Here is a 14,877-nt window from a genome sequence, read left to right as displayed (position 1 = left end):
GGCCGGACCGTACGCGCGACCGCCGCAGTGCTCCCCCGGGTCCGCGCCCCCTGCACAGAACGACGCGGACGAGCCCGCGCGGGAGCGCTCCAGCCGATCCCGAACGGTCCGCACGGGCCTCGGCGAGCGCGAGGACCGTCCGGACGGACTCCTCATCAGGGGTTCCCGTGCGCCTCCTCAGTTTCGTCACGGGTGTGTAACGAAACGTCCAGGTGATGATCTCGGACACACACGCGAAACACTTCGGCCCTAGTTTTCTCGGCAACCCACGTGGAGGAGACCGCGCTCGACCCGATGCGGTTGGGCCTCCGCGCAGAGAAAGGGCTCCACGGATGACCAGAACCACCCGTGCCACCACGGCACTGGCAGTGGCGGGAGCGGCAGCGCTCCTCCTCGCCGCGTGTTCCACCAGCGGCAGCGCCGAGACCACTTCCTCCGCCTCCGCCGGCGGTGCGAAGAAGGACCCGGCGGCGAGCTGCAAGGCCCCCGACACCCCCGGTACCGACGCGCTGAAGATCGGCACGATCCTCCCGCTGACGGGCACCCTGTCGTACCTCAACCCGCCCGCCGAGTCCGGCGTCGGCCTCGCGGTCGAGGACATCAACTCGGCCGGTGGCGTGCTCGACAAGGACGTCAGCATCGACCCCGCGACCGATTCGGGCGACAGCAACGACATGACCGTGTCGAGCTCGGCCGCGACGAAGCTCGTCAACGCCAAGGTGCCGGTCGTCATCGGCGCCGAGTCGTCGAGCGTCACGCTCAACGTCATCGACCAGCTGACGAGCAACTGCATCGTGCAGATCTCGCCGGCGAACACCGCGACCGACCTGTCCGGGTACTCGTCGCACTACTACCGGACCGCGCCGCCGGACTCGGTGCAGGGCTCGGCCCTCGGCCAGCTCGTCACGGGTGACGGCAACGCCAAGGTCGCGTTCCTGGTCTTCAACGACACCTACGGCACGGGTCTCCGCGACACCGTGCAGCAGGCGATCGAGGACTCGGGCGGCCAGGTCGTCTACGGCGGCAAGGGCAAGGGTCAGGAGTTCCCGCCCGGACAGACGACGTTCTCGTCCGAGGTCACCGCTGCGCTCGCCGCGAAGCCGGACGCCATCGTGGTGCTCGCCTTCGACGAGACGAAGTCGATCATCCCGGAGCTCAAGTCGCAGAACGCCGACATGTCGAAGATCTACATGTCCGACGGCAACACCGCGGACTACTCGAAGGACTTCGACCCGGGCACCCTCGAGGGCGCGCAGGGCACCATCCCCGGCGCCAGCCCGAAGGACGAGCTGAAGCAGCGCCTGTCGGACTTCTACAAGCAGTCCTCGGGCAAGGAGCTGGCTGACTACTCGTACGCTGCCGAGTCCTACGACGCCACGACCCTCGCTGCGCTGGCCGCGGTGAAGGGCAAGGGCACCGACTCGGGCACCATCCAGGCCAACATGGCCGCGGTGTCCGGTGCGGACGGCGGCACGAAGTGCGAGACGTTCAAGGCGTGCAAGGACCTGCTCGACAAGGGTGAGGACATCCAGTACACCGGCCCGTCCGGCATCGGTCCGTTCGACAGCAAGAACGACCCGTCGAGCGCCTACATCGGCATCTACAAGTTCGACGGCGACAACAAGCCCGTGTACCAGACCGCCATCCAGGGCTCGGTCTCGAAGTAACACGCAGCACGCGACGTCGGCCCCGGACCTCATGCAGGTCCGGGGCCGACGTCGTCCCCGCGAGACTCGCGTCCGCGGACAGTTCCGCGGGCGCGGGGCTGCGGAACTGTCCGGATGGCCGAGTCTCGTGTCAGCGCACCGGTCCGCAGATGATGCGACCCGGACGGGAGGCGCGGCTCGCGCCCGTCAGGCCGGCTCGGCCGCCGCAGGGGCGAGCGTCCGCCGCCGCGCGGCCCGGGCCGCCACGAAGCTGTCGACCGTCAGGACCACGAGCGCGACCCAGACGATCCCGAAGCCGATCCACCGCGCGGGCGGCATCGCCTCGTGCTGCACGACCACGCCGACCAGGAGCTGCATCACCGGCGCGAGGTACTGCGTCAGGCCGAGCGTCGACAGGGACACCCGCCGGGCGGACGACGCGAAGAGCAGCAGCGGCACCGCGGTCGCGGGCCCGGTGAGCACCGTGACGAGGACGTGCGGCCACCCCTCGCTCGTGAAGGTCACCCCGCCGCCGAGACCCGTGACGCCGAGCACGACGAGCGCCCCCACGGCGATCGGGACCAGCCAGACGGTCTCGATCGTCAGGCCGCTCAGCGCGTCGACGGTGCCCCCGACCCGCTTCTTCACCAGGCCGTAGCACCCGAACGAGAAGGCCAGCGCGAGCGAGATCCACGGCACCTGCCCGTAGCCGACCGCGATGACGACGACCGCGACGACGCTGATGCCGACGGCCGCCCACTGCGCCGCACGCAGGCGCTCGCGGAGGACGACCACGCCGAGGGCGATCGTGACGAGCGGGTTGATGAAGTACCCGAGCGCCGCCTCGACCGTGTGGCCCGTCGTCGTCGCGGCGACGTACACGGTCCAGTTCACCAGGATGAGCACGGCCGCGAGTCCCATCACGAGCATCACCCGGCGCTGGGCGAGCAGGGAGCGGGTGCGGAGCCACGACCGGGTGACGGCGATCGCCACCGCGCAGAAGACCAGGCCGAAGACGATCCGCCAGGCGACGATCTCGAACGCGCCGGCGGGGGCCATCGCGGCGAAGAGCAGGGGCATCAGTCCCCAGAGTCCGTACGCGACGATCGCCTGCACGACGCCGACGGATGCCTCGCTGCGTGCCGGACGAGCCGGGGTCGCTTCACTCACGGAACCATCCTAGGAAGGGGCGCGGACGCTGCGGGCGGACAGCGCGCCTCCAAGCCGACCACCGGGACGGGCCGGGAGCGCCGCAGCGACACGCGCCCGGACGCACGAACGCCCCGCCGGCTGCGAGCCGGACGGGGCGTTCGTGACGAGAGCTGCTGGTCTCAGTGCTCGATGACCGCGAGGACGTCGCGCGCCGAGAGGACGAGCAGGTCCTCGCCGGAGTACTTGACCTCGGTGCCGCCGTACTTCGAGTAGATGACCTTGTCGCCGACGGCGACGTCGAGCGGCACGCGGTTGCCGTTGTCGTCGATGCGACCCGGACCCACGGCGACGACCTCGCCCTCCTGGGGCTTCTCCTTCGCGGTGTCCGGGATGACGAGACCGGAAGCGGTGGTCTGCTCCGCCTCGACCTGGCGGATGACGATGCGATCCTCGAGCGGCTTGATGGTGACGGCCACGGTGACCTCTTCTTTCTCGGTACTGACTCGGTACAGATGGGAACCGGTTGGCACTACGCACAGGAGAGTGCCAACCACAACTCTAGGGACAGTCTGGCACTCGGTCAATCCGAGTGCCAGCACGTGTCGGGCCTCCCCGGCGACCTGGGAGGATCGACGGGTGGAAGCCGCCGACCTCGCCCAGCTGCTGACCCCCGAGGGGATGGCCCTGCTCGACCGTACCCCCGGCGTCTCGGACGGGGGCGAGATCGTCCGGGTGGTCTCCCGGCTCCGTGGCGAGGGACACGACCCGGGGCTCGTGGCAGCCGTGCTGACCCAGGCGAAGCTCCGCCAGAAGGCCCGCGCGAAGTTCGGGGACTTCGCCGCGCGGATGCTCTTCACCGAGGCCGGCCTCGAACAGGCCACCCGACTGCAGGTCGCCGCGCAGCACGCCGGTCGCTTCGCCGCCGCCGGTCTGACCCGGGTCGCGGACCTCGGCTGCGGGATCGGTGGCGACGCCATGGCGATGGCCGCGCTCGACCTCGACGTCATCGCCGTCGACCGCGACGAGGTGACCGCGGCGGTCGCGACGCACAACCTCGCGCTCTGGCCGAACGCCCGGGTCGAGCTCGGCGACGCGGCCGCCTTCGACCTGTCCCGGGTCGACGGCGTCTGGATGGACCCCGCGCGACGCACGGCCGGGCACGCGAACACGAGGCGCCTGGCCGACCCGGACGACTGGTCGCCGTCGCTCGACACCGTGTTCGCCGCCGCGACGACGACCCCGACGGGCGTGAAGCTCGGCCCGGGCATCGACCGCGACCTGATCCCGGACACGCTCGAGGCGCAGTGGGTGTCCGTCGACCGCGAGGTCGTCGAGCTCGTCCTGTGGTCCGGGCCCCTCGCCCGTGACGGCGTCCGGCGCGCGGCCACCGTCATCGGCGGTCACGGCATCGCCGAGCTCACCGGCCCGGCGGACGCCGAGGACGTCGAGGTCGGTCCCGTCGGCGCCTACCTGTACGAGCCGGACGGCGCCGTCATCCGTGCGCGGTTGATCGGTGACCTGGCGCGGTCGATCGACGGGCGGATGCTCTCCGAGGGCATCGCGTACGTCACGTCGGACCGTGCCGTGACGACGCCGTTCGCGCAGGGGTTCCGGGTGCTCGACACGATGCCCCTCGACGTGAAGCAGCTGTCGGCACGCCTGGGGGCGGAGGACGTCGGCACCGTCGAGATCAAGAAGCGCGGCGTCGACGTCGACCCGGCGCAGTTCCGGAAGCGGTTGCGGCTGCGGGGGCGGCGGTCGGTGACGCTCGTGCTCACCCGTCTGGAGGGACGGCACACCGCGCTCCTGTGCGAGCGCCTCACCGACGTGGCCGGCTCGGCCGCGGGGCGGTAGCGGGGCGGTAGCGGGGCACGAGGCTGCGCGGGCGGTCGGCGCGAGGCGCTCTCGCTGTCGCTGTCGTGTTCACGTCCGCGGCAGCGACAGACCCCCGCCGAACATCGGCGGGGGTCTGTCGATCTCGCGGAACGGAGCCGTGCAGCTCGGCGCGGGTCAGCGGATGAAGGCGCCCGAGTCGTAGCCGTACGGGTCGGAGGACGAGTGGCTCGACGCGATCGCGATGATGAAGATCACCGCGAAGAGCACGTAGAGCCCGGTCAGCACCCACCCGCCGATGACCCCGGCGAGGGCCAGTCCACGGCCACCCTCACCCGTCTGCTTGATCTTCCCGAGGGCGATGTGCCCCATGATCGCGCCGGCGGGGCTCGTGAGGATCACGATCGGCCAGATGACGACCCCGGCGAACGCGAACACGATCGACAGGATCGCCAGGGTGTTCGTCTTCGGGCGCTGGGCGTACGGCTGGTACCCGCTCGTGGCGTACGGCGACGCGTAGGGGTTCCCGCCCTGCTGCGGCGCGTAGGGGTTCTGCTGGGGGCTCGAGGCCGCGTACGGGTTGCCCTGGTGCGACTGCTGCGCGTACGGGTTGCCCTGGTGCGACTGCTGCGCGTACGGGTTGCCCTGCTGCGACTGCTGCGCGTAGGGGTTGCCCTGCTGCGACTGCGGTGCGTACGGGTTGTGCTGGGGCCCCGAGGCCGCGTGCGGGTTGCCCTGCTGGGACTGCTGCGCGTACGGGTTGCCCGACGGCTGCTGGCCCTGACCGTACGGGGCGCCCGACGCCTGCTGGCCCTGGCCGTACGGGGTGCCCTGCGACGGCTGCGCGGAGGGGTTCGCGGGCTGCTGGCTGCCCGACTGCCCGTCCTGCTGCTGCCGGCCGTCGTCTCCCCCGCTCGACTCGCCCGGCTTCGGCCACTGGTTCTGATCGGACACCGTCCACCCCTCCCGGCACCCGGTCGGTCGGTGCCTGCTGAGCATCCTCCCACACGGGCCGGGAGCCGGTTCAGGCGTCGGCGTGCGCCACCCGGCCGCGCGACTCAGACCTGGACGGTCGTCACCGGCAGCGTGGAGTCCGCCGCGATGCCGAGGTCGCTCGGCGCGCGCCCCTCTGCCACCAGGCGCGCACCGACCGCGGCGATCATGGCCCCGTTGTCGGTGCAGAGGTCGAACGGTGGGATCCGCAGCGCGACCCCGGCGGCAGCGCAGCGTTCCTCGGCGACGGCGCGCAACCGTGCGTTCGCGACGACCCCACCCCCGAGCAGCAGGCGGTCGACACCGGTGTCCCGGCACGCGGCGAGCGCCTTCGTGAGGAGCACGTCGACGACGGCCTCGCGGAACGACGCCGCGACGTCGGCGACGGGGACCTCGCGGCCCTCGTCCCGGCACTTCTCGACCCACCGCGCGACGGCGGTCTTCAGCCCCGAGAACGAGAAGTCGTACCGGTGCTGCGCCATGTCCTTCGGCAGCGTCAGGCCGCGCGGGAACCGGATCGCGGTCGGGTCGCCCTCCGCTGCCGCCCGGTCGATCTGCGGCCCGCCCGGGTAGGGCAGTCCGAGCAGGCGTGCGACCTTGTCGAACGCCTCGCCGGCCGCGTCGTCGATCGTCTCGCCGAGCAGTTCGACGTCGCCGACCAGGTCCCGCACGAGCAGCAGCGACGTGTGGCCGCCGGACACGAGCAGCGCCACGGTCGGCAGCTCGATCGCGCTGCCGTCCGCACGCAGGACGTCCGCACCGACGTGCCCGACCAGGTGGTTCACGCCGTACAGCGGCTTGCCCGTCGCGACCGCCAGTGCCTTGGCTGCGCCCACCCCGACCATCAGGGCACCGGCGAGCCCCGGGCCGGCGGTCACGGCGACGGCGTCGAGCTCGTCGAGCGTGACACCCGCGCGGTCGAGGGCCTCGTGCAGGGTCGGGGTCATGGCCTCGAGGTGCGCCCGTGCGGCCACCTCGGGCACGACGCCGCCGTAGCGGGCGTGCTCGTCCATGCTCGACGCGATGACGTTGGCGAGCAGGGTGGTCCCGCGGACGATGCCCACGCCGGTCTCGTCACAGCTCGTCTCGATGCCGAGCACCAGGGGTTCAGTCGCGCTCACCGAGGGTCTCCTGTCCGATCGGTCCGACACCGGTGGACGCACCGGGGGTGACGGGGAGCTCCGCCCGCATCACCCACGCGTCGACACCGTCGGGCTGGTAGTAGCGGGGCCGCACGGCGATGCGCTCGAACCCGGCAGCGGTGTACATCGCCTGCGCCACGGGGTTGTCGGCGCGCACCTCGAGGAACACCTCGTGCACCTCACGCCGTCGGGCCTCGTCGAGGAGCTCCGTGAAGAGCACCTTCCCGATGCCCCGGCCCCGCTGCTCGGCAGCGACCGCGATGGTCTGCACGTCGGCGACGGGGTTGCCCGCGAGCGAGGACAGCCCGGCGTAGCCGACGACCGTCGGGGCGCCGTCCTCGGTCGTCTCGACCACGACGTAGTACCCGTGCGGGGACCACAGCTCCCCCGCCATCTGCGACGAGGTCCAGGCGTCCGTCGGGAACGACGTGTGCTCGAGGAACATGACGTCGTCGAGGTCCTGCGGGACCGCGCGGCGCAGCCGCAGGCCGGCGGGCAGTCCGGTCACCGGACGACCCGCTTCGGGGCCCCCGGCACGGTGACGTCGGGGTCACGCAGGTAGAGGGGGGTGTCGTCGGCGAAGGGCGCGCCGGAGGCGAGCCGGTCTGCTGCCAGCGACCCGAGCCTCCCGGCCGGGACGGTCGTGACGGTCTCGCGGGGCCAGTCGACGGCCTCCGGACGGGAGGCGCGGATCGCCTCGTCCAGGTCCGCCGGCTTCGCGAGTCCGGGACCGGCGACCCGCGTGCCGGTCTCGTCGTGGGCGCTCCAGTAGACCTCGCGGCGGCGCGCGTCCGTCAGGACGACGACGGGGTGCCGCTGCAGGTCGGCCGCGATCGCGTCGTGGCTGACGAGCGGGAGGAGGGGGACGCCGCGGGCGGCGGCGAAGGTGCGCGCGGCGGCGATCCCGACGCGCAGGCCGGTGAAGGGGCCGGGGCCCGTGCCGGCGACCACCCCGGTGACGTCGGCACCGGTGACGCCGGCCTCGGCGAGCACCTCGGCGAGGAACGGGCCGATCACCTCGGCGTGCCGGCGGGAGTCGTCGGTGCTGCGCTCGGCGAGCACACGACCGCTGGCCGGGTCGACGACGGCGACCGAGGTGCCGGCGGACGTGTCGATGGCGAGGAGCACGCGTCCATCGTAGGCGCGATCGGGACGGCGGACGGTGGCGTAGTGTCCGGTGATGTTCCACCAGCACGAGGGAGGTCACCGATGCCCTGGACACCGCGCACGGCAGCGCACCGCGATCCCGAGCAGTGGCGCCGTCGGGGCCTGCTGCCGCCCGCGGACGTCGACGCGCTCGTGCACGCCCGACTCGGGTGGTTGCCGGTCGACGACCCGGCCTACGCCGACTTCTTCATCGACCCGACCACCTCGGTGCGGTCGGGCTGAACCGGCGATCCGTCAGAGCGTGACGTCCGCCCAGCGCGGCCCGGTCGCGGTGACGATCACCCGTCGGGGCTCGTCGGGAACGTCGTCGGGGTCGAGGTCGTCGGCGTCGCCGTCGGGCGCGTCCGCTCCCGTCGCTCGGACGATCTCCACGTCGAGGATGCTGTCCGCGATGCCGTCGACGAAGCCCCGGCCCCACTCGACCACCACGATCGAGGCGTCCCAGTCGAGGTCGAGGTCGTCGAGCTCCACGGGGTCGCTCAACCGGTAGGCGTCGACGTGGACCAGGTCCGGGCCGGTCGTCGTCGGGTGGGTCCGGGCGAGGACGAAGGTGGGGCTCGACACCTGCCCCCGCGCGCCGAGCGCGGCCCCGAGGCCACGCGTGAGCGTCGTCTTGCCCGCACCGAGCGGCCCGGTCAGCACGACGAGGTCGCCGGCACGCAGGACACGTGCGAGCCGCGCACCGAGCACACCCATCTCGTCGGTCGTCGACACCGTCGTGTCGAGCAGCACCCGGGCGTCCGTCACGGCTGCTCCCGGAGGTAGTCGCCGACCCGGCCCTCGACCTGGTGCCCGACGACCTCGCGCGGGACACGGGCCCCGATCCGGCAGGTCACCTCTTCCCCGATGGTGCCGAGCGCCTCGCCCCACTCGAGGACGGTCATCTCGCCGTGCTCCCCCGTGCCGAACAGCACGACCTCGTCGCCGACGCGGACCTCGTCGTCGCCGACGTCGACCAGGAACTGGTCCATCGCGACGCGACCGGCGACCGGGTACCGCTTCCCGCCGATCGTCACCTCGACGCGGCCCTGCGCGCGACGCGGCACCCCGTCCGCGTAGCCCACGGGCACGAGCGCCAGGGTGGTCTCCGACGTGGTGCGGTACGTGTAGTCGTAGGAGACGCCGGTGTCGACCGGGACCCGTTTCGTCTTCGCGACCGAGGCCGTGAGCGTCATCACCGGCTCGAGCCCGAGGTCGGCGGCGGACACGCCCTCGGCACCCGGGATGCCGAGCAGGTTCGCGCCCATCCGCACCATGTCCTTGCGGAACTCCTTCCGCTCGAGCCCGGCGAGCGAGGCCGCGACGTGCTCCATCGGCAGGTCGAGCCCGAGGTCCTCCGCGGTCTCGACGGCCCGGTCGAACACGGCGACCGCGGCACTGTCGTCCTCGTCCGACGACTCCGCGAGGTGCGTGTACGCCGCGACGACCTCGATCCGGCCGGCGCGCTGCGCGTCGACCGCGAGTGCCACCAGCTCCGGCCAGGCGTCCGCGGTCGCGCCGTCGCGGTGCAAGCCGGAGTCGACGCCGAGGTGGACCCGTGCCGGACGCTGGTCGACGGCGTCGACGACCCGCTGCAGCTCGGCGACGTTCGAGACGCCGAGGTCGATCGCCGAGTCCACGGCGTCGCGGAAGTCGAGCGCCGGGTCGTGCTGCCAGGTGAACAGGTGCACGTCCTCGCCGACGCCGATCGCCCGGAGGCGCAGCGCGGCCGGCACGGTCAGCACGCCGATCCAGCGGATGCCGGCGTCGACGGCCGCGAGCGCGATCGGCTCGAGACCGTGCCCGTAGGCGTCGGCCTTCATGATCGCCATGACCTCGACCGGGTGCATCCACTCGCGCACGAGGTCGAGGTTCGACCGGTAGGCGTCGAGGTCGATCCGGGCCCGACGAAGGGGGGCGTTCACGTCGTCCTCCGTTCCACGCTGCGGCCGACCCTGGCGACCACCTCGTAGTTGATGGTGTCGATCGCCGCTGCCCAGTCCTCGACCGCGGGGTCGCCGTCCGCCGGGTCGCCCCAGAGCACGACCTCGTCGCCCACCCGGACGTCGGCGTCGCCGATGTCGATGTGCATGGCGTTCATCGCGACGCGGCCGACGACGGGGAACTCCCGGTCGCCGATGCGCACCGACACCCGGTTGCCGAGGTCGCGGTCGAAGCCGTCGGCGTACCCGAGGCCGATCACCGCGAGCCGGGTGTCCGTCGCTGCACGCCAGGTGTAGCCGTAGCTGACGCCGTCGCCCGCGGCCACCGGGACGGTCCGCAGCACCGCGGCGGTCACGCGCATCGCCGGGCGGAGCCCGAGGTCGGCCGAGGTGCGGTCGGCGAAGGGGCTGAGCCCGTAGAGCGCGAGCCCGACCCGTGCGGCGTCGTGGCGCGTCTCCGGCACCGCGATGCCCGCGGCGCTCGCGGCGAGGTGCACGATGTCCGGCACGATGCCGTTCGCCGCCAGGCCGTCGAGCGCCCGCTGGAGTGCGGCGTCCTGGTCGAGATCGTCGGCACGCGACGCGTTCGACAGGTGCGACATGAGCCCCTCGACGCGGGTGCGCCCGCCGGCCCGGGCGATCCGCCCGGCGGTGTCGAAGAGCTCGGCCCACTCGGACTCGACCGCGCCGTTCCGGCTCAGCCCGGTGTCGACGCAGACGTGCACCGCGGGCACCTCGGAGTCGGCCGCGGCCGCGAGCTGGGACACGCTCGACACCGCCGGGGTGACGTCGTACTGCGCGGCGCGGCGGAAGTCCTCGTCCGGGGCGTGCAGCCACGCCAGGATCCGGACGCCCTCGTGGATGCCGGCGCGGCGGAGCGCGATGCCCTCCTCGACGTCGGCGACCCCGAGCCACTCGGCACCGGCGTCGACGAACGCCCGTGCGGCGTCGACCGCACCGTGCCCGTACGCGTTCGCCTTGACGACCGCGATGACACCCGCCGGCGCCACCTGCTCGGACACCGTGGCGTAGTTCGCGATGAGGGCCTCGCGGTCGACCGTGATCCCCGTGAACGCGCTCATGCGCCCCCTCCTTCGATGACGACGAACGCCGTCGCGATCCCGCCGTCGTGCGACAGCGACAGGTGGACGTCCGTCACACCCCGGTCCGCCGCCACCCGACGAGCGCCCTCGTGCAGCGTGAGCGACGGGTTCCGCTGGTCGTCCGACACGACCTCGAGGTCCTGCCAGCTGAGCCCGGCACTGGACCCGAACGCCTTGATGAGGGCTTCCTTCGCCGCGAACCGGGCCGCGAGCGACGACACCGGTCGGGGCTCCCCGTCGCGCAGCTGCTCGGCCGGGGTGAACAGCCGCGTCCGGAGCGCCGGGGTGCGTTCGAGCACACCCCGGAACCGCTCCGTGTCGACGACGTCGACCCCGATGCCGATGATCACGACGCGGGCCTACTCGACGGTGACCGACTTCGCCAGGTTGCGCGGCTGGTCGACGTCGAGCCCCTTGGCGGCGGCGAGCTCCATGCCGAACATGTGCAGCGGCGCGACGGCCAGCAGCGGCTCGAACAGCGGCGTGGCGAGCGGGATCCGCAGGACCTCGTCCGCGAAGGGCAGCACGGCGGCGTCTCCTTCTTCGGCGATCGCGATCACCCGGGCGCCGCGGGCGCGGATCTCCTGGATGTTCGAGACCACCTTCGGGTGCAGCGAACGCGGGTCGCGCGGCGACGGCACGATCACGAAGACGATCTGCCCCGGCTCGATGAGCGCGATCGGGCCGTGCTTGAGCTCACCGGCGGCGAAGCCCTCGGCGTGGATGTACGCGAGCTCCTTGAGCTTGAGGGCCCCCTCGAGCGCGATCGGGTACCCGACGTGGCGGCCGAGGAACAGCACGCTCCGGGTGTCCGCCATCCACTTCGCCAGCTCGGCGACGCCGGACGCGTCGTCGATGGTCTGCTGGAGCTTCGGTGCGAGGCCCTCGAGCTCGCTGACCTGCTCGGCGATCTGCTCGGCCGTGAGCGTGCCCTTGAGCGTGGCGAGGTGCAGCCCGAGCAGGTAGAGCGCGACGCCCTGGGCGATGAAGGCCTTGGTCGACGCGACGGCGACCTCGGGGCCGGCGTGCGTGTAGATCACCGCGTCGGACTCGCGCGGGATGGTGGCGCCCTGCGTGTTGCAGATCGAGAGCACCTGCGCACCCTGCTCGCGGGCGTACTTGACGGCCATGAGCGTGTCCATGGTCTCGCCCGACTGGCTGATCGAGACGACGAGGGTGCGGTCGCTCAGCACCGGGTCGCGGTAGCGGAACTCGTGGGCGAGCTCGACCTCGACGGGGACGCGTGCCCACTGCTCGATGGCGTACTTGCCGAGGATGCCGGCGTACGCCGCCGTGCCGCACGCGATCACGATGACACGGTCGACCTGCTGCAGCCGATCGGCGATCGGGTCGAGGTCGGTCAGCGTCACGGCACCGTCGTGCACGCGACCGAGGATCGTCTTGGCGACGGCCTCGGGCTCCTCGCTGATCTCCTTGGCCATGAAGGAGCTCCAGCCGCCCTTGTCCGCGGCGGAGGCGTCCCAGCTGACCTCGAACTCCTCGGGGGTCGCCGGCGAGCCGTCGAAGTGCACGACCTCGACGCCGTCGGGACGGATCGTCGCGATCTCGTCCTGGCCGATCGCGAGGGCACGCTGCGTGTAGGCGACGAAGGCCGCGACGTCGGAGCCCATGAAGTTCTCGCCGTCACCGAGGCCCACGACGAGCGGCGAGTTGCGGCGCGCACCGACGACGACGCCCGGCTGGTCGGCGTGCACGACGAGGAGCGTGAAGGCACCCTCGAGCCGCTGCACGACCTGCTGCATGGCAGCGGTCAGGTCCCCGGTCTCGCGGAACGCACGACCGACGAGGTGCGCGGCGACCTCGGAGTCGGTCTCGCTGGTGAACTCGACGCCCTCGGCGACGAGCTCCTGCTTCAGCTCGGAGAAGTTCTCGATGATGCCGTTGTGGATGAGCGCGAGCTTGCCGCCGTCCGCCAGGTGCGGGTGGGCGTTGCCGTCGGTCGGGCCGCCGTGGGTCGCCCAGCGGGTGTGCCCGATGCCGGTGGCACCGTCGGCGATCGGGTGCGACTCGAGCTCCTCGACCAGGGCCTGCAGCTTGCCGGCCTTCTTCGCCGAGACGAGGTCACCCGGCCGGTCGACGACGGCGATGCCCGCCGAGTCGTAGCCGCGGTACTCGAGACGACGGAGACCACCGAGGAGGACCTCCTGGCTGCTCTTGCTGCCGACGTAGCCCACGATTCCACACATGCGCACGATCCTACGGTCTGGCTGGAGATCAACCCTGCAAGTCCGCAGGAGTGGGGATACCGTTCGGGACATGGGACGCTTCGACGACATCGACATCACCACGCTGCACGGGGAGCACACCACCTTCGCGCAGTTCTCGGACCGGGCCGTCCTCGTCGTGAACGTCGCCTCGCGCTGCGGACTCGCGCCGCAGTACGAGCAGCTCGAGGCCCTGCAGAAGACTTACGGCGACCGCGGCTTCACGGTCCTCGGTTTCCCGAGCAACCAGTTCCTGCAGGAACTCGGCTCGTCCGAGGCGATCGACGAGTACTGCTCCACCACCTGGGGTGTGACCTTCCCGATGTCCGAGAAGGTGAAGGTGAACGGCAGGGGCGCCCACCCGCTCTACCAGGCACTCAAGGAGACGCCCGACGCCTCCGGCAAGGCCGGCCGGGTGAGCTGGAACTTCGAGAAGTTCCTCGTCGCCCCCGACGGCTCCGTCACGCGCTTCCGTCCGACCACGAAGCCGGACGCCCCCGAGGTCGTCGCCGCCATCGAGGCGGCCCTGCCGGCCTGACGGTCACCGTCCGCACGACGGGTCGCGTCCTGCGGACACGCACCGGGCACCGGACGGGAGGCGCGGATCACCGCAGCCGGTCCACGCACGTCCGCCGCGCCTCCCGTCTGTACGCTCGTGCCCATGCCGATCACGGAAGCCACCGTCGCGCACCCGACCCCGTTCGTGGAGATCCCGCGCGACGAGTGGTCCCAGCTCGCACCGAAGGAGCACCTGTCGCTCACCGAGACCGAGATCGTGCAGCTGCGCGGCCTCGGCGACCGGCTCGACATGCAGGAGGTCCTGGAGGTCTACCTGCCGCTCTCCCGCCTGCTGACGCTGTACGCGGCCGGGGCCAGGGACCTGCACGCCGAGACGAGCCGCTTCCTCGGTGAGCGGGCCGGCCGGACGCCCTTCGTGATCGGTGTCGCCGGGTCGGTGGCGGTCGGCAAGTCGACCGTCGCGCGACTGCTCCGCGAGCTGACGAAGCGCTGGCCGGACACCCCGCGGGTCGAACTCGTGACAACCGATGGCTTCCTGTACCCGAACGCCGAGCTCGAGCGCCGCGGGATCATGGACCGCAAGGGCTTCCCGGAGTCGTACGACCGTCGTGCGCTGCTGCGGTTCGTCAGCCAGGTGAAGAGCGGGGCGGCCGAGGTGCGTGCGCCGTTCTACTCGCACCTCGTCTACGACATCGTCCCCGACGCCGAGATCGTCGTGCGGCAGCCGGACGTCCTCATCGTCGAGGGCCTCAACGTGCTCGCGCCGCCGGTGCACGGGCGGCTCGCGCTGTCCGACCTGTTCGACTTCACGATCTACGTCGACGCGAAGACCAAGGACATCGAGTCCTGGTACGTCGACCGGTTCCTCGCCCTGCAGGAGGAGGCGTTCTCGAGCCCGGACTCGTTCTTCCACCGCTTCGCCTCGCTGTCGCGCGAGGACGCGGTCCGGACCGCGACCGAGGTCTGGCGGGCGATCAACGAGCCGAACCTGCTCGAGAACGTGCTGCCCACGCGCTCCCGGGCGACGCTCGTGCTCAAGAAGGGCGCGAACCACAAGGTCAACTCGGTGCTGCTCCGCAAGATCTGACGCGGGGCGGTGGGCGAGGGCGCCGTGCCGCCTCGGTCGTCCCGCGGCGCGACCTGCTCGCGAACAACCGGAAGCGGCTCGCGCCACG

The 14,877-nt window shown here is 72.0% G+C and carries 16 protein-coding genes; 5 read left to right on the top strand and 11 right to left on the bottom strand.

Annotation, left to right across the window (positions count from 1 at the left end; all coding sequences use genetic code 11):
* The first annotated feature begins 332 nt into the window (after positions 1-332).
* Entirely contained in the window at positions 333-1,667 is a 1,335-nt protein-coding gene (locus M3677_RS14795; protein ID WP_066656937.1) for an ABC transporter substrate-binding protein, read from the top strand.
* 186 nt (positions 1,668-1,853) lie between these two features.
* On the opposite strand, the gene rarD is transcribed toward M3677_RS14795, so the two are convergent.
* On the bottom strand, positions 1,854-2,816 hold the full coding sequence (gene rarD, locus M3677_RS14790) for an EamA family transporter RarD (protein WP_066656944.1): 963 nt from the start codon (positions 2,814-2,816) through the stop codon (positions 1,854-1,856).
* A 161-nt stretch (positions 2,817-2,977) separates the two neighbouring features.
* The gene (gene groES / locus M3677_RS14785; RefSeq protein WP_056121496.1) at positions 2,978-3,274 is read right to left on the bottom strand and encodes a co-chaperone GroES; all 297 of its coding nucleotides are present in this window, start codon (positions 3,272-3,274) and stop codon (positions 2,978-2,980) included.
* Positions 3,275-3,434: 160 nt separating this feature from the next.
* On the opposite strand from groES, the gene M3677_RS14780 reads away from it, so the two are divergent.
* A complete protein-coding gene (locus M3677_RS14780; RefSeq protein ID WP_251160916.1) occupies positions 3,435-4,652 on the top strand; it encodes a class I SAM-dependent methyltransferase in 1,218 nt (405 codons plus the stop codon).
* A 156-nt stretch (positions 4,653-4,808) separates the two neighbouring features.
* On the opposite strand, the gene M3677_RS14775 is transcribed toward M3677_RS14780, so the two are convergent.
* The 4 genes from M3677_RS14775 to tsaB form a co-directional block, all read right to left on the bottom strand.
* Positions 4,809-5,585 (bottom strand): DUF4190 domain-containing protein, encoded by a 777-nt coding sequence (locus tag M3677_RS14775; RefSeq protein WP_251160915.1) that lies wholly within the window; start codon positions 5,583-5,585, stop codon positions 4,809-4,811.
* 104 nt (positions 5,586-5,689) lie between these two features.
* Positions 5,690-6,745 (bottom strand): tRNA (adenosine(37)-N6)-threonylcarbamoyltransferase complex transferase subunit TsaD, encoded by a 1,056-nt coding sequence (tsaD, locus tag M3677_RS14770; protein ID WP_251160914.1) that lies wholly within the window; start codon positions 6,743-6,745, stop codon positions 5,690-5,692.
* Complete coding sequence (gene rimI / locus M3677_RS14765) at positions 6,732-7,274, bottom strand: ribosomal protein S18-alanine N-acetyltransferase (RefSeq protein WP_235426394.1); 543 nt, start codon at positions 7,272-7,274, stop codon at positions 6,732-6,734. The genes tsaD and rimI overlap by 14 nt, the downstream gene beginning before the upstream one ends.
* A complete protein-coding gene (gene tsaB / locus M3677_RS14760; protein WP_251160913.1) occupies positions 7,271-7,894 on the bottom strand; it encodes a tRNA (adenosine(37)-N6)-threonylcarbamoyltransferase complex dimerization subunit type 1 TsaB in 624 nt (207 codons plus the stop codon). Before tsaB ends, rimI begins: the two co-directional genes overlap by 4 nt.
* A gap of 81 nt (positions 7,895-7,975) precedes the next feature.
* Between tsaB and M3677_RS14755 the strand changes: the two genes are divergently transcribed.
* On the top strand, positions 7,976-8,155 hold the full coding sequence (locus M3677_RS14755) for a hypothetical protein (RefSeq protein WP_066656960.1): 180 nt from the start codon (positions 7,976-7,978) through the stop codon (positions 8,153-8,155).
* 12 nt (positions 8,156-8,167) lie between these two features.
* On the opposite strand, the gene tsaE is transcribed toward M3677_RS14755, so the two are convergent.
* The 5 genes from tsaE to glmS are packed head-to-tail and all read right to left on the bottom strand — an operon-like array spanning position 8,168 to position 13,165.
* On the bottom strand, positions 8,168-8,680 hold the full coding sequence (gene tsaE / locus M3677_RS14750; RefSeq protein ID WP_251160912.1) for a tRNA (adenosine(37)-N6)-threonylcarbamoyltransferase complex ATPase subunit type 1 TsaE: 513 nt from the start codon (positions 8,678-8,680) through the stop codon (positions 8,168-8,170).
* Positions 8,677-9,837 carry an alanine racemase gene (alr, locus tag M3677_RS14745; protein WP_251155207.1) on the bottom strand — a complete coding sequence of 387 codons (1,161 nt, stop codon included), beginning with the start codon at positions 9,835-9,837 and terminating at the stop codon, positions 8,677-8,679. The genes tsaE and alr (M3677_RS14745) overlap by 4 nt, the downstream gene beginning before the upstream one ends.
* Entirely contained in the window at positions 9,834-10,937 is a 1,104-nt protein-coding gene (gene alr, locus M3677_RS14740) for an alanine racemase (protein WP_251155206.1), read from the bottom strand. Before alr (M3677_RS14740) ends, alr (M3677_RS14745) begins: the two co-directional genes overlap by 4 nt.
* Positions 10,934-11,308 carry a holo-ACP synthase gene (locus tag M3677_RS14735; protein WP_209685290.1) on the bottom strand — a complete coding sequence of 125 codons (375 nt, stop codon included), beginning with the start codon at positions 11,306-11,308 and terminating at the stop codon, positions 10,934-10,936. The genes alr (M3677_RS14740) and M3677_RS14735 overlap by 4 nt, the downstream gene beginning before the upstream one ends.
* A 9-nt stretch (positions 11,309-11,317) precedes the next feature.
* Positions 11,318-13,165: a glutamine--fructose-6-phosphate transaminase (isomerizing) gene (glmS, locus tag M3677_RS14730; RefSeq protein ID WP_209685288.1), complete on the bottom strand. Its 1,848-nt coding sequence runs from the start codon at positions 13,163-13,165 to the stop codon at positions 11,318-11,320.
* A 70-nt stretch (positions 13,166-13,235) separates the two neighbouring features.
* Between glmS and M3677_RS14725 the strand changes: the two genes are divergently transcribed.
* Together M3677_RS14725 and coaA are read left to right on the top strand one after the other, a co-directional pair.
* Positions 13,236-13,721, top strand: coding sequence for a glutathione peroxidase (locus M3677_RS14725; protein WP_251155205.1), 486 nt, complete (start codon positions 13,236-13,238; stop codon positions 13,719-13,721).
* Between the two features lie 123 nt (positions 13,722-13,844).
* Positions 13,845-14,789 (top strand): type I pantothenate kinase, encoded by a 945-nt coding sequence (gene coaA, locus M3677_RS14720; RefSeq protein WP_251155204.1) that lies wholly within the window; start codon positions 13,845-13,847, stop codon positions 14,787-14,789.
* Positions 14,790-14,877: the final 88 nt, after the last annotated feature.

Origin of the sequence: Curtobacterium sp. P97, assembly GCF_023712445.1 — a bacterium.
In the GTDB taxonomy this organism is placed as follows: domain Bacteria; phylum Actinomycetota; class Actinomycetes; order Actinomycetales; family Microbacteriaceae; genus Curtobacterium.
The sequence above is the reverse complement of the archived record's forward strand: the minus strand, read 5'-3'. Positions and strand labels throughout refer to the sequence as shown.

Bases quoted from the DNA above. Each gene is read 5' to 3' on its own strand.
- M3677_RS14725 (WP_251155205.1), top strand. From the start codon at position 13,236: ATGGGACGCTTCGACGACATCGACATCACCACGCTGCACGGGGAGCAC.
- glmS (WP_209685288.1), bottom strand. From the start codon at position 13,165: ATGTGTGGAATCGTGGGCTACGTCGGCAGCAAGAGCAGCCAGGAGGTC.
- coaA (WP_251155204.1), top strand. From the start codon at position 13,845: ATGCCGATCACGGAAGCCACCGTCGCGCACCCGACCCCGTTCGTGGAG.
- alr (WP_251155206.1), bottom strand. From the start codon at position 10,937: ATGAGCGCGTTCACGGGGATCACGGTCGACCGCGAGGCCCTCATCGCG.
- M3677_RS14795 (WP_066656937.1), top strand. From the start codon at position 333: ATGACCAGAACCACCCGTGCCACCACGGCACTGGCAGTGGCGGGAGCG.
- M3677_RS14755 (WP_066656960.1), top strand. From the start codon at position 7,976: ATGCCCTGGACACCGCGCACGGCAGCGCACCGCGATCCCGAGCAGTGG.